We start from the raw sequence: 13,398 nt of genomic DNA, 5'->3' as shown, positions 1-13,398 counted from the left end.
TCCTTATTTCATAGATTTTCCTTCAAGTGCTTTAATGTAGATGGCTTCATACTCTGACATGATTGTATCCGAGTGAAAATCGGTGTTGGCCCTTTTCAGCGCAGCCTCTGAAAAACGTTTATGTAAAACCGGGTCGCTTAAAAGCCCAATCGCTTTTTCAGCAACCGTTTTAACATCTCCCAATTCACAAATATAACCAGTCTCACCATCAACGATGACCTCCGGAATCCCTCCGATATTCGTTCCGATACAAGGAACTCCACATGCCATCGCCTCGAGCAGCACAAGTCCGAAACTCTCTTTTTCCGATAACAGGAATATCACATCACTGATTGAATATAATTCGGCAAGGTTATCCTGCTTACCAAGAAACAAAACCGATTCATCGATTCCAAAATCTTTAGCCAATTTCAATACGGTTGTAACTTCCGGACCGTCCCCTACGAGCAGAAGCTTAGCGGGCATATCCTTTTGAGTTAAATAAAACGCCTGGATGACGTCTTTCACACGCTTGACCGAACGGAAATTCGATACATGTATGACCACTTTTTCATTTTCCCTTATACCGTATTCATCCCTTAGATATTCGGAGTTCGTTTTATGGTAATCCCTTTCATCAATAAAATTATAAACGGTTTTTATTTCCTTATCCGGAGCGATTAAATCATGCGTTTCCTGCACAAGAGAATTAGATACCCCTGTAACTACATCGGATTGCTCAATCCCAAATTTTATCAAATTGGTCAATGAGGGATCATGCCCTAATACCGTTATGTCCGTACCATGCAGTGTGGTCACGATCTTTACTTCATTACCTGACATCTGCTTTGCAAGGATTGCACAGACAGCATGCGGAATCGCATAATGAACGTGAAGGATATCTAATTTCTCCCGTTTTACGACATCCGCAATCTTGCTCGCAAGTGCCAGGTCATATGGTGGATATTGAAAGACTGAGTACGAGTTCACTTCAACTTGGTGATAAAAAATATTGCAGTACATCTTATTCAAGCGAAAAGGAAGGCTTGAAGAAATGAAATGTATCTCATGTCCTTTTTCTGCAAGCATCTTGCCTAATTCAGTTGCTACGACACCAGAACCCCCAACTGTAGGGTAACAGGTAATTCCAATTTTTAATTTCATAAGATTATTTTTCTCCTAACAAGTCGGCATCGATCAGTAGCGGTTTTTTTGTCATGAATCCTTCCGCATAGGCGACACCCACTTCTTTTCCGAACATCCGCTCCCGTGCCTCCACAGTCTCGATATAGCCATTCACTAGCGGGGTTTCAACAGTTACATCACTTTTTTCGAATTGGCTGCCATATGCTCTAAGGCTATCCAGCTTTTTCGTTATTGAAGAAGTGATGTCCACTACGAAGTCCGGTTTGTGAAAACCATTTATCATATAATAGTACATATTTTGGACACGATGAGAACCAAGTCCATTTTCTTCCATATATTTTTTGACTCCTGCCGAAAAAACTGCTTCTTCCACTAATTTGGCACAGTTTCCATGATCGGGATGGCGATCTTCCAAAAAAGGTGCAAAAACAAGTGCAGGTTTATATTTACGGATCACCTTAATGATTTGATCTATGTACTCCGCTTTCATATATAAACCCCGGTCAGGTAAATCAAGGGAAATCCTCTTCGCCCCAAGGATTTCTGCAGCATTTCGTGCTTCCTCTTGCCGTAATGGAACGGTTCCATTGGATGACATTTCAGCTTTTGTCAAATCACAAATGACAATTTCCCTGCCTTGTTGCACATATTTAGCAATCGTGCCTCCCATACCAATTTCAACATCATCCGCATGTGCGCCGAAAGCCAGGATATCTATATTACTTTTGTTTATCATTTATCTCACCTTGTTTTTTCCGTAGTTTAAGCCAATCCATATACCCATGTTTCAAACCTTGTATCAGTACTTCTGCCGTGCCCATATTGGTCGCTAAGGGAATTTCATAGACATCGGAAAGGCGTATAAGCGCTGATACATCAGGTTCATGTGGCTGTGATGTCAATGGGTCGCGGAAAAATAGGATCATATCCATTTCTCCGCGTGCAATCATTGCACCTATTTCCTGATCTCCACCAAGAGGTCCCGAATGAAAGCGATGGACAGGCAGTGATACTTCTTCCATAATTCGTTTTCCGGTCGTACCTGTTGCAAATAATTCATGCTGCTCGAATACAGCTTTATAAGCTGTTACAAATTGAATGATATCTTCCTTTTTCTTATCATGGGCAATTAAGGCAATCCTCATCGTATATCTCCCATCCCTATTCGATAATATTTTCCAGGCCGTATACAAGAATATCCAATTTCATGACGGTATCGACGGCGAGTTTGACCCCTGACATGAAGGATGCCCGATTAAAGGAATCATGCCGAATCGTCAATAGCTCTCCATCACTACCGAAAAGCACCTGTTGATGAGCAACCAGTCCCGGAAGCCGTACACTATGGATATGCATGCCATCTACATTTGCCCCTCTTGCCCCCTGAATGGTTTCTTTTTCATCAGGGTGCCCCTGTTGTTTCATTTCACGTACAGCAGCAATCATATCTGCCGTTTTGGAAGCAGTCCCCGAAGGTGCATCCAGTTTTTGATCATGATGCATTTCTATGATTTCCACATCCGGGAAATACTTTGCAGCCATTTGTGAAAACTTCATCATCAAAATGGCTCCAATTGCAAAGTTTGGCGCGATGATGCAACCGATGCCCTTTTCTTTTGTTAAAGAATCCAGCTTCGCTAAATCTTCCTTTGTAAAACCTGTCGTTCCCACTACAGGCCGGATGCCATGGTTAAGTGCCATTTCGGTATGAAACATCCCCACTTCAGGTGTGGTTAAATCAATCAATACGTCAGCTTTTACAGAAGAAAAACATTCATTTATATCCGAATAAACAGGTGCTTCAATACCTTGAAAACCTTCTATTGTGGAGAGGCTTACCCTGTTATGCTTACGATCTATGACAGCTGCCAATTCAAATCCTTCTGTCCTATGTACAAGCTTCACCGCTTCATTTCCCATTCTGCCACGAGGACCAGCCACGATCACTTTTACTTTACTCATCTTTACCTTCACCCTCCATTTTCTCTTCTTTTTTTGTCCATCTATCTTTATCACGGGTTGTAAACTTATGCATGACCTTATCATGTGAGCTTTGAAGGTCAATCCCTAAAGAATTGGCAAAACAAATTAAAACAAAAAGCATGTCCCCCAATTCCGCTTCTACGGTATTCTCTTCCTCAGTTGCTTTCTTTGGTTTTTCGCCATGATAATGATTGACTTCCCTGGCCAATTCCCCAAGTTCTTCAGACATCCGTGCGAGCATGGCCAGCGGGCTGAAATATCCTTCTTTGAACTGTCCTATGTATTGGTCGACTTCCGCTTGCATTTGTTGGATCGTCTTGTGATTTTCCATATAGTCACCCATTCTTGATTTTCGTTTTCACACATTATACCTTCTCCATGTTAGCTAAAAGTGAAACATATGACAACAGATACGTTCGAGAATCAAAATTGCTCATAGTTGGTTAATTAGTTATAATTAGTAAATTGATGATATGCAAACCTTTGGAGGTATGGACATGCTTTTGGGCTTAAAATTGAAAAATACTATATTCATCCTTTTTGGGGCTGGAATCTTCGCCTTTGGACTTGTGCACTTTAACATGCAGAACCATTTGGCCGAAGGCGGATTCACCGGTCTCACCTTGATTATATATCAACTTATTGGGATAAATCCTTCTTATTCTAATTTGGTTTTGAATATTCCCTTATTTGCAATAGGCTGGAAATATTTAGGTCGCACATCTTTCTTTTATACGCTTATCGGAACGGTTGGCCTCTCCGTTTGGTTATGGGTTTTCGAGAAATATCAAATCGAAATCAATCTCGGAAACGATTTGATGCTGGTGGCATTGTTTGCCGGGGTATTTGTTGGTGTCGGGTTGGGCATCATCTTTCGTTATGGGGGGACTACAGGCGGTGTAGATATCATTGCCCGTTTTGCCCACCGGTACTTGGGAATTGGCATGGGACGGACCATGTTCATCTTTGATGCCGTCGTTATCGGCCTGTCCATCCTTACCTACCTGGATTACCGGCAAGCGATGTATACCCTCGTTGCCGTATTTATAGGTGCTAGAGTAATCGACTTTATGCAAGAAGGAGCTTATGCCGCTAGAGGTGCCATGATCATTAGTGAGAAAAACAAGGAAATTGCAGAAAAAATCATGAATGATATGGAGCGGGGCGTAACAGTATTAAGGGGATATGGGTCCTTTACACGCAATGACCGGGAAGTGCTCTATTGTGTTGTTGGGAAAAATGAGCTTGTCCGCTTAAAAAATGCCATAACATCGGTGGACCCCCATGCATTCGTATCTGTAAGTGAAGTGCATGACGTATTAGGTGAGGGCTTTACCCTTGATGAGAATAAGAACCCGATTGAAAGATAATCGATTGGCAGAGGCATTACCGAATTGAATGTAATCCTTTTGAATTTTTCCCCGAATACTGAAATTTATAAGCAGTGTACAACAAATATTTTTATAGGCTTTTAAAAACGCATATTAATTTATAAAAGGACGCCATAATGATGGCGTCCTCCTTCTAAATTAATCCTCTTCTCTCATTCCTGAATACATAAGCAGAAGACGAACTAATTCCAGTACGGCAACTAGAGCGGCAGCAACATAAGTCATCGCAGCTGCACTTAATACTTTTTTCGTTTCCCGTTCTTCGTCATTACGGATAACTCCTACAGAAACGAGTTGATCCATTGCCCGAGAGGAAGCATTGAACTCCACTGGCAGAGTGATTACTTGAAATAATACTGCTGCTGCCATAAATACGATACCTGCTATTAGTAAGCCTGGAATTCTGGCTAACACCCCGATTAAAATTAAGATCCAAGATATATTGGAACCGAAGTTAGCGACAGGCACTAAAGCATGACGGAAACGTAAGAATGCATATGCTTCTTTATCTTGAATCGCATGTCCCACTTCATGGGCTGCAACAGCTACGCCTGCAACTGAATGGCCGTGATAGTTATCCGTTGATAAACGCACCGTTTTATCCCTTGGATCATAATGGTCCGATAGCATTCCAGGTGTCTCTTCGACCCTGACATTGAACAGTCCATTTTGATCCAAAATGGCCCGCGCCGTCTCAGCACCATTCATACCAGAAGAAGCCTGTACTTTTGAATATTTTTTATACGTGCTTTTCACTTTCATTTGTGCATAAATCGGGATTAAAATGATAATCGCCAAATAAATGAAATACATGGTATCCTCCTATAACTATTATTACTCTTAATTCTATGGAATGAAGGCACCCCTGTCAAATATAGTGTTCTCTTCCCATGTCTTTTTAATCATTATGTCCTTTCCTTGGCTTTTCCCTATCACCTTTATATTTTCTCCAGCCTACATAAGAAAGCGTCATGATAATGATGCTGCCGGTTGATATGATGACCCACCAAAGGGAAGGGTCGGCATCATCTTCTCCCATATCATCAAAAATGGAGGTTAGTTCGTTTTGTAACGCATCAAGTTCCTTTTGACTTTCTTCATCTCTGATCACTTCCGGGCGGTATTGGTTGATGTATTGAATTCTCGTGTCCAGTTGCTGCATCGTTTCTTTAGAAAGGTCGACTTTCAAGCTTGGATATATCATTTCATATTGTGAAAGGAATAAGTTCAATTGGCTATTGAATGTAATTGTGTCTTGATTGATTGCGGCATTCTTTGTCTGCTGGAAAGAATTCATCATTTGATCCTCCATCTCTGTCCAAAGGGGCTGATGGGTAGACTTTACCGCATCGACAACAAGCCGGAACTTTGTGACAGAATTAATCTTTTCGGAGTCTCCCTTATTCATATCCTTTATTGTCATCAACGCCTCGTTATGAGCTACAGTGATAATTCGAAGTTCGTCCATGTCAAGTATCTGCTCTTTCGCTGTCTCTTTTAAAAACCGATCAGAAAAAAACGTCAGCATCTTTTCCGAATCTCCATATCGCTTCAACTTGGTCATTTCCAAGGCTCTATCGGAAATGTTATCTAATTGCTCCAAACTTGAAGAGGATTCTGCATAGACAGGGAAATGTAAGACGACAAATAAAACAGCAATGGTTAATATGAATTTTTTCAACATGCTACTCGTCCCTCCTCATATCTCTACTAAAACGATATGAAAGAAAAAACATGAGTAGACCTCGTTCAACATAAAAAAGTTAACCCCGCTTTTACAAAGCTATACGCGGGGTTAACTTTTTAATGGATGAAGGATAGGGTGAACCGCTTTTTTCTATACCCAAAGTACCAGCCGACAAAAATGGAAAGTATGCTGAGCCAGAATGTAAAATAACCAATCGAATTCATATATACCAATAGATCACGGTATATAGGCATCATTTCAAAAACATAATCGATTATGTCATTATGTATGGTCCAAATCCCTGCCACTATCAAATGCCATGGTTTTATTCGATAAAATGGTGCATATAATATCCCTTGAATCGCCATCCCCAAATGAGAAGCCATTAGCATATAGCCTTCCCATGGCAATGATCCTGTTGTCACCAAGGTCAGTAAATTCATAACGACTGCCCATATACCATATTTGAAAAGTGTTATTATCGCCAACGCTTCCATAAGTCCAAAATTTCTTTTTAATAGGAACGCCAATAATACAAATACAAAAAATAGGCTAGCCGTCGGGCTGTCCGGTACAAATGCCAAAAAAATGGCCGGAGTATTTTCCAATTGACTGCCGTACCAATAATATCCAAAAGCGGTACCAAATATATTTATTACTAATAACAAAACGAGCATTTGCCGATTCGCAAGCCAGCTGTAGATAACATTCATTCTTTAACCCTCTTTTACATTCTTATGTACACTCATTTTACAGGTCATCAACTTGAAAACCAAGCTTCATTTCAAATTATTTTCTTTTACGCTTCAATTTACCAATAAAAAAGCCGACAACCGTAGTCGTCAGCTTTTCATTTGCAGCATATGAAAGAAAATGCTGTTGATGGTTATATTATTTTGCTGATAATCCAGATACAAATTCAGCTAATGTTGCCAATTCCTCATCTGTACCTTTGAACATGCCAGCTGGCATGGCACCCTGTCCTTTGACAGCGATTTTAGAGATTTCTTCTGGCTTTAATCCAGTGTCAATTAAGCTTGGCGCTCCAGCTCCACCAGTTAATTCTGCTCCGTGACAACTAATGCAGCCATTGGAATCCATCAATTTATACCCATCGCTCTCTTTATCAATGTCTGCACCTTCCACGATTGCCCCTTGCTTCTTAGAAGCTTCCCAATCGTGATGGGCTGCGGACTCCCATGTTAAATAGAATACCCCTGCCATTGCCAATAGCATGAAGCCTACAGCAAAAGGACGTTTCGCGGGGCTCCGGTCTGGGCCACGGTCTAAAAAAGGTGCCAAGAGCAATGCCCCGAAAGCCAAACCAGGTATTACCATGGACCCTATTGCATTATAAGGTCCTGAAGCATAAGTATACTTAAGTAATTGGTAAAGGAAAAGGAAATACCAGTCCGGCAGCGGAACATAAGCTGTATCCGTAGGGTCTGCTATCCTTTCCAATGGTGACGGATGTGCGATTGTCAGGCATAGATAACCTACAAGAAATACAGCTCCGACCATCCATTCTTTTAAAAGGAAATTAGGCCAAAATGCTTCAGTTTTCCCAGGATACTCTGAATAATCTTTCGGAATATTCGGTTTACGGTCCGCGGAGATACGCGAGTCACCTACGAATTTCATACCTTTCCCACGATGCATTGAACAATTCCCCTCCTTTATGAAAAGGTTTTTTTGGATCTTGGTTCATAATTCTTTTATAGTGGACCTGAAATACCTTGTTTTCGGATCATTAGGAAATGAGCCGCTAGTAAAGCAAATAATGCTGCAGGCAGGAAGAATACATGAATTGCAAAGAATCGTGTTAAAGTCTGTGCTCCAACAATGGTTGGATCTCCTGCTATCAATGTCTTTAGTGCCGGTCCCATTAACGGTACCGATTCGACGATTGTCAAAGTAACTTTCGTTGCGAATAGCGCTTTCATATCCCATGGCAATAAATAACCGGTCAATCCTAATGCCAGCATGATGAAGAAAATCAATACGCCGACCATCCAGTTCAATTCGCGCGGTTTTTTGTATGCTCCCTGGAAGAAGACACGAAGAGTATGTAAAAACATCATAACAATAACTAGACTTGCTCCCCAGTGATGCATACCACGGACAATTTGACCGAAGGCAACTTCATTTTGTAAATAATAAACGGATTCCCAAGCGTTTTTAATGTCCGGGACATAGTACATCGTCAAGAACATTCCTGACAAGATTTGGATGACCGTAATAAAGAAAGTTAACCCGCCAAAACAATATACGAATGCAGAAAAATGATGTGCGGGGTTAACATGTTCAGGAACCTCATGGTCAGCAATATCCCGCCATAATGGCGTAATATCTAAACGCTCGTCCACCCAGTCATATAACTTTGTTAGCAATGTTTACGCCTCCCCATGCGGTTTTAGTTGACCCAAATAAAGAATTCCATCTTTTTCTTTCGTGGCATAGACATCCAATGGTTTAACCGGCGGTGTCCCTTTCACGTTCACTCCATCTTTCGTATACCTGCCATAATGGCAAGGACAGAAAAATTGATTCGGATTAGACTTATCCGTATTCCACGCTACCGTACAGCCTAAATGCTTACAGATTGGAGATAAAGCAACGATAGTACCATCATCCATTTTGTAAACCCAAGCTGTATTTGTTTCTTCAGACTCATACCACCCATCGACCTGCTTAAAAGTAAAGTCGACACGGGTCGGTTCGGTAGTCAGTTCACTTACCTTCTGTTTAGTTGCAATATAATCCCCGCCTTTATCTGCTGATAATACAGGATCAATTGCAAACCTAACCATAGGCATCAACATACCGGCCGCCATAAATCCACCAACGCCAGTAAGTGTGTAATTAAGGAATTGACGTCGTGAAACATTATGCTTGCTCATGCGTTTTCCCCCCCTCTATTACTATACTGAGAGCCCAAAGGACCAATAAATAGCAACACTATAAAACTAGGACATTTCCATGATATCTCAATAATTTACCAAGGTCAATATTTGTAAAACCCAAAAGGTGGCAACTATGTGTCAAATAATGCGAAAAATCCTACTTTTTTTCATTTTTCCAATTATAAGTGAAAACATCAAGTATTTGGAGAACCTGCTGGTTAATCATTTCCCTTGCTTGTTCAGTTTCAAGACTCTCCAGGGGGATGGCAGGAATCCATACTAAATTATTTTCCAATTCCCTCTCTTCCTTTTTCCACTCAAAATCTGAAGTTAGGAAAAAAATATGCTTGAAATCTTTTTCTTTCACTTCCTTGGCCCAACGATTTAACCGCTCTACCTTATCCATTTCATCACTTAAATAATGGAATGTTGGCAATAAAAGAATTCTCCCTTTCATCTGCTTTTCAATTTCCAAGCTTAAAATGGTAAGAAATTCATTCATTGAGCCCGTTTGCTTCATTTGCCCCCCAAAAGATAAGGGAACCAAAGGAATTAAAACGGTATCCACATACTCTTTTGACTGTATATACATGTCAAGATCTTTTGCTGTCCATTTCATGTTTTTTCTTCACTCCCGATTTTTCAAATCAACTCCTTATCATTTTACCATTATTTTTATAATATCTTTACCATATACCCATAGTCTTTACAAAAATGTTGATTTTATCTATCTTTTATAAAAAATAAAAACCTTTCCTGATTACGGAAAGGTCATTTTATTTCATCCAAGTACTTTTAATTGATTCAATTGCTCTGTTAAGTTTTTAAATGCTTGTTCATCATGCTTATCAAGTGCTTCATCGATTTCCTTAAGCAGGCGGTCCCTCTGAAAATACAACATGCTTCTTTCTAAAAATTGTTCAGCTAGCAGCTGATCCTTTTCGTTCGCTGCCATAGATTTCGGCATGAAGGGATTGCTTTCCAGTACCGCTGCATATTGATAGGAAGAGTAAGATGATTTAAAGTTGAGCTGAATATAAATATCTTCATCCCGATTTAAGCGGATATCGTGAAAGGATTTCTCTGCATCGGTCGTCATGATATTAGACTTATAGAACCTGAAAGGGACCTCATCCACACAATGTGTCGACATTATTAGTCCACGTGGGCAATATTGGGCATTTTCTACAAAATGAACCTTTTTCATTAGTTGATCATGACTCATTAAGTAATTCAATATCCACACGCATTCTCTTCGTTTCAGTTGATAATGATTTAAAAACCACCGAATAAAATCCTTCTTCTCATTCACAGAAACAGGGGCAGCCACCATGAATTCCCTCCTCTGTCTAGATTTAGTTTTATTTCCCTTATCTACATTCCATCTGTACTTTCACCTAGCCGCTCCAAAATCATCACATACTCATCATTCGCTGGGTTTATCTCAAGCAGCTTATTAAATATTTCTCTAGATGTGGCTCTGTCTCCTTCTTCAATTAAAAAGAAACCATAGTCTTCCAGGAAATCTTGATTGTCCTTGAATGAATTATATGCTTTATGATAGCTGGTTAATGACTCTTTAAATTGTTCGGTGTGTTGATAAGATACAGCAGCGATCCATTCAAACTGCGGATCATCCTCTCCATATCTCCTAACTTCACCAATACACTCCAATACATCTTCATACCTTTCGTGATGCATATACAATTTCAAGAGGGTGAGTGCAGCTTCCAAATAACCTGGATCTATGGCAAGAGCTTCTTTAAATAGATTTTCCGCCTCTTCTTCAAGTCCGCTTTTCAAGGCTATCTTTCCGCCGAAGAAGTAAAGTTCCTTATTGAATTCATCAGCCTTGATTCCTTCTTTGACCACTTTCAAGGCATTTTCCAAATCTTCAAGATGTTCATAACTCTTTGCCAGATATAAATATAGGGAATGGTATTCATGATCCATTTCTTTCAGTTCTGTAAACTTACGAACGGCTGTCTCGTAAAGGCCTGCCTGAAATGCTGTAAATGCATATTCAAATAGGGTATTGATTTCAAGTCCCTCATTTAAGGCCTTTTCAAAGTGCGGAAGGGCCTCCTCGAACTTTCCGGAGCTGCTTAATGCTTCAGCAAGTCTCTGATTGACATTGACTCCTGCGATTTCTTGTTCCTGTTCCAAAACCCTTATGTAATTTGCAATGGCTTCCTGATCCCTTCCTTGATGAAAGTACAGTTCACCTAGCGCAAAATCAATGATGACTTCATCTGGAAGTATTTCCTTGGCCTGAAGCAATTTTCGTTCACTGACCTCATCCATCCCCTGTAATTGATAAAGGTCCGCTTCTAAAAGTAAAGCACTTGGATATACTTCATCATCTACACTCACTTTTTCAAGCATTAGCATCGCTTCATCTTCCTGGTCCATGTCAATCAGGATTTCCGCCAACGAAACAATCAATTCTCCTTCATCAGGATAAAGTTCCAATAGATGTTCAAATAGATCCTTTGCCTCCTCCACAAAACCAAGCTGGAGCATTTCCTCGGCCAGCATCAATATGTCCTCTGCTGACTCTGATGATTTAATTCGATTTATATGTTTAAGAGCTTCAGTTAATTCCCCTTTTTTTAAATGCTGTACAACTTGTTCCACTGTGTTCATTGTTGATTCCTTCCTTTTGCATGATAGACTTGGTTTCTAGTCATACACACTCACGCCATAATGTCATCTTCTCTGCCATAAAGAACCAAATCCCCTTGTAATCGTGAGATGCATAGTAAACAGTATTCATTAGTTTACCATACTGTAGCCCTGTATTCCATTGATGAAGTCCCCTCCATTCTCATTAAAAAAAGGTTACTAGTTAATTCTCCATTCTACGGTCAATCTCCTTTTTGATCAGGGATCCCTTTTTCATAATTTTCTTGAATAATAGAGGCATAAAAGCCCATATGTTAGCGCTTTCAACACTTTCAAGCAAGTAAAAAAAAGTTTACAAACCAAATAAGGTTTGTAAACTTTTTATATATTTACTTTATCAATTGTGTCAAATGCCCAAAAAATTGTGGGTATGATACATCTATGGCATCAGGGTCAGCAAGTTCCACTTCCCCATCCGTTATTAAAGCCGCGACAGCGAGCATCATCCCGATACGATGATCTCCATGACTTGTAACCTTGCCCCCATTGAGGGCTTTACGTCCATTGATAATCAATCCGTCTGCTGTCGGAGTTATATCTGCCCCCAGGATGGAAAGCTCATTTGCGACCGTATCAATTCTATTGGTCTCTTTCACTTTAAGTTCTGCTGCATCCTTGATTGTCGTTATCCCTTCAGCCTGTGTTGCCAGAAGTGCAATTACCGGTATTTCATCGATGAGACGGGGAATCAGTTCACCGCTGATGGTGGTTCCTTGTAAGCGGGAGCTTCTGACAGTGATATCTCCTGCAGGTTCACCTTCACTCGTCTTCTTCTCTATCGTAATATCTGCCCCCATCGATTTCATGACTTCGATGATTCCAGTCCTTGTCGAATTAAGGCCCACATTCTTTAACACTACTTCACTATTTTCCGTAATCGCTGCAGCCACCATGAAGAAAGCCGCTGAAGAAATATCACCCGGCACATGGATGGTGGTTCCTTTGAAGACTTGATTTCCGCTTACTTTGATCGTTTGACCGTCCTTTTCGATTTTCCCGCCAAACTCTTGGATCATTCGTTCAGTATGGTCACGGGTCTCTTCTGGTTCGATAATGACCGTTTCCCCTTCAGCCTGTAAGCCTGCCAAGATTATTGCTGATTTGACCTGCGCACTTGCCACAGGCAATTCATAGCGAAACCCTTGTAACTTGCCTCCTCTTATGAAGAGCGGGGTATATTCGGCTCCTTTACGGCCATCAATGACCGCTCCCATCTGACGAAGAGGGTTTACTACCCGTGTCATAGGACGTTTGGCTATCGATTCGTCCCCTGCCAGCACGGCCGAAAAATCCTGCCCTGCCAAAATCCCCATCATTAACCTTATTGTGGTACCAGAATTTCCGACATCCAGCACTTCTTCCGGTTCCTTTAATCCATTAAAACCTTTGCCTTCAATTCTGACGTGCTGGCCTTCTTGTTCAATATGGACTCCAAGCTGCTTAAAACAGGAAATCGTACTTAAACAATCGGCTCCTGGAAGAAAATTAGTGACTGTCGTTTCCCCCTCGGCAAGGGCTCCGAACATTACCGAACGATGGGAGATGGACTTGTCTCCCGGTATGGCAATCGAACCACGTAATGATTGGATGTTCGTTTGTAATTTTTTTGTATTCATACAACCAT

The 13,398-nt window shown here is 40.7% G+C and carries 16 protein-coding genes; 1 reads left to right on the top strand and 15 read right to left on the bottom strand.

The annotated features are described in order from the left end of the window. Nucleotides 1–3: 3 nt before the first annotated feature. Genes bshA through AC1DVK_RS09320 form a run of 5 tightly spaced genes read right to left on the bottom strand, consistent with a single transcriptional unit; the run spans nt 4 to nt 3,439 of the window. Nucleotides 4–1,143, bottom strand: coding sequence for an N-acetyl-alpha-D-glucosaminyl L-malate synthase BshA (gene bshA / locus AC1DVK_RS09340; RefSeq protein ID WP_089363163.1), 1,140 nt, complete (start codon nt 1,141–1,143; stop codon nt 4–6). A 4-nt stretch (nt 1,144–1,147) separates the two neighbouring features. Then, nucleotides 1,148–1,861: a bacillithiol biosynthesis deacetylase BshB1 gene (gene bshB1 / locus AC1DVK_RS09335; RefSeq protein WP_061463857.1), complete on the bottom strand. Its 714-nt coding sequence runs from the start codon at nt 1,859–1,861 to the stop codon at nt 1,148–1,150. Beyond that, nucleotides 1,845–2,270, bottom strand: a complete 426-nt coding sequence (locus AC1DVK_RS09330) for a methylglyoxal synthase (RefSeq protein ID WP_061463858.1) — start codon at nt 2,268–2,270, stop codon at nt 1,845–1,847. Before AC1DVK_RS09330 ends, bshB1 begins: the two co-directional genes overlap by 17 nt. Before the next feature lie 16 nt (nt 2,271–2,286). Then, complete coding sequence (dapB, locus tag AC1DVK_RS09325; RefSeq protein WP_477626342.1) at nt 2,287–3,087, bottom strand: 4-hydroxy-tetrahydrodipicolinate reductase; 801 nt, start codon at nt 3,085–3,087, stop codon at nt 2,287–2,289. Beyond that, complete coding sequence (locus tag AC1DVK_RS09320; RefSeq protein ID WP_061466131.1) at nt 3,080–3,439, bottom strand: nucleotide pyrophosphohydrolase; 360 nt, start codon at nt 3,437–3,439, stop codon at nt 3,080–3,082. Before AC1DVK_RS09320 ends, dapB begins: the two co-directional genes overlap by 8 nt. Nucleotides 3,440–3,605: 166 nt before the next feature. Here AC1DVK_RS09320 and AC1DVK_RS09315 point away from each other — a divergent pair, with 166 nt between their 5' ends. Next, on the top strand, nt 3,606–4,478 hold the full coding sequence (locus tag AC1DVK_RS09315; protein ID WP_410860454.1) for a YitT family protein: 873 nt from the start codon (nt 3,606–3,608) through the stop codon (nt 4,476–4,478). Nucleotides 4,479–4,637: 159 nt separating this feature from the next. Here the strand turns inward: AC1DVK_RS09315 and AC1DVK_RS09310 are convergent, their stop codons facing one another. From AC1DVK_RS09310 to aroA, 10 genes are all read right to left on the bottom strand, one after another. Beyond that, the gene (locus AC1DVK_RS09310; protein ID WP_061463861.1) at nt 4,638–5,312 is read right to left on the bottom strand and encodes a zinc metallopeptidase; all 675 of its coding nucleotides are present in this window, start codon (nt 5,310–5,312) and stop codon (nt 4,638–4,640) included. An 85-nt stretch (nt 5,313–5,397) separates the two neighbouring features. Further along, the gene (gene ypjB / locus AC1DVK_RS09305; RefSeq protein WP_089363160.1) at nt 5,398–6,183 is read right to left on the bottom strand and encodes a sporulation protein YpjB; all 786 of its coding nucleotides are present in this window, start codon (nt 6,181–6,183) and stop codon (nt 5,398–5,400) included. Between the two features lie 119 nt (nt 6,184–6,302). Then, the gene (gene lhaT, locus AC1DVK_RS09300) at nt 6,303–6,899 is read right to left on the bottom strand and encodes a lipoprotein heptaprenylglyceryl N-acetyltransferase LhaT (RefSeq protein WP_089363159.1); all 597 of its coding nucleotides are present in this window, start codon (nt 6,897–6,899) and stop codon (nt 6,303–6,305) included. A gap of 178 nt (nt 6,900–7,077) precedes the next feature. Continuing rightward, on the bottom strand, nt 7,078–7,845 hold the full coding sequence (locus tag AC1DVK_RS09295) for a menaquinol-cytochrome c reductase cytochrome b/c subunit (RefSeq protein WP_061463864.1): 768 nt from the start codon (nt 7,843–7,845) through the stop codon (nt 7,078–7,080). A 56-nt stretch (nt 7,846–7,901) separates the two neighbouring features. Beyond that, a complete protein-coding gene (qcrB, locus tag AC1DVK_RS09290) occupies nt 7,902–8,576 on the bottom strand; it encodes a menaquinol-cytochrome c reductase cytochrome b subunit (RefSeq protein WP_034307974.1) in 675 nt (224 codons plus the stop codon). A 3-nt stretch (nt 8,577–8,579) separates the two neighbouring features. Further along, nucleotides 8,580–9,086 carry a QcrA and Rieske domain-containing protein gene (locus tag AC1DVK_RS09285; protein WP_061463865.1) on the bottom strand — a complete coding sequence of 169 codons (507 nt, stop codon included), beginning with the start codon at nt 9,084–9,086 and terminating at the stop codon, nt 8,580–8,582. Between the two features lie 160 nt (nt 9,087–9,246). Further along, nucleotides 9,247–9,708 carry a YpiF family protein gene (locus AC1DVK_RS09280; RefSeq protein WP_061463866.1) on the bottom strand — a complete coding sequence of 154 codons (462 nt, stop codon included), beginning with the start codon at nt 9,706–9,708 and terminating at the stop codon, nt 9,247–9,249. A gap of 162 nt (nt 9,709–9,870) precedes the next feature. Further along, nucleotides 9,871–10,422, bottom strand: a complete 552-nt coding sequence (locus AC1DVK_RS09275) for a ReoY family proteolytic degradation factor (RefSeq protein ID WP_477626341.1) — start codon at nt 10,420–10,422, stop codon at nt 9,871–9,873. Between the two features lie 41 nt (nt 10,423–10,463). Beyond that, nucleotides 10,464–11,735: a tetratricopeptide repeat protein gene (locus tag AC1DVK_RS09270; protein WP_061463868.1), complete on the bottom strand. Its 1,272-nt coding sequence runs from the start codon at nt 11,733–11,735 to the stop codon at nt 10,464–10,466. 368 nt (nt 11,736–12,103) lie between these two features. Beyond that, the gene (aroA, locus tag AC1DVK_RS09265) at nt 12,104–13,390 is read right to left on the bottom strand and encodes a 3-phosphoshikimate 1-carboxyvinyltransferase (protein ID WP_089363158.1); all 1,287 of its coding nucleotides are present in this window, start codon (nt 13,388–13,390) and stop codon (nt 12,104–12,106) included. Nucleotides 13,391–13,398 lie beyond the last annotated feature (8 nt).

The organism is Peribacillus sp. P4_B1 (assembly GCF_056402395.1).
The sequence above is the reverse complement of the archived record's forward strand: the minus strand, read 5'-3'. Positions and strand labels throughout refer to the sequence as shown.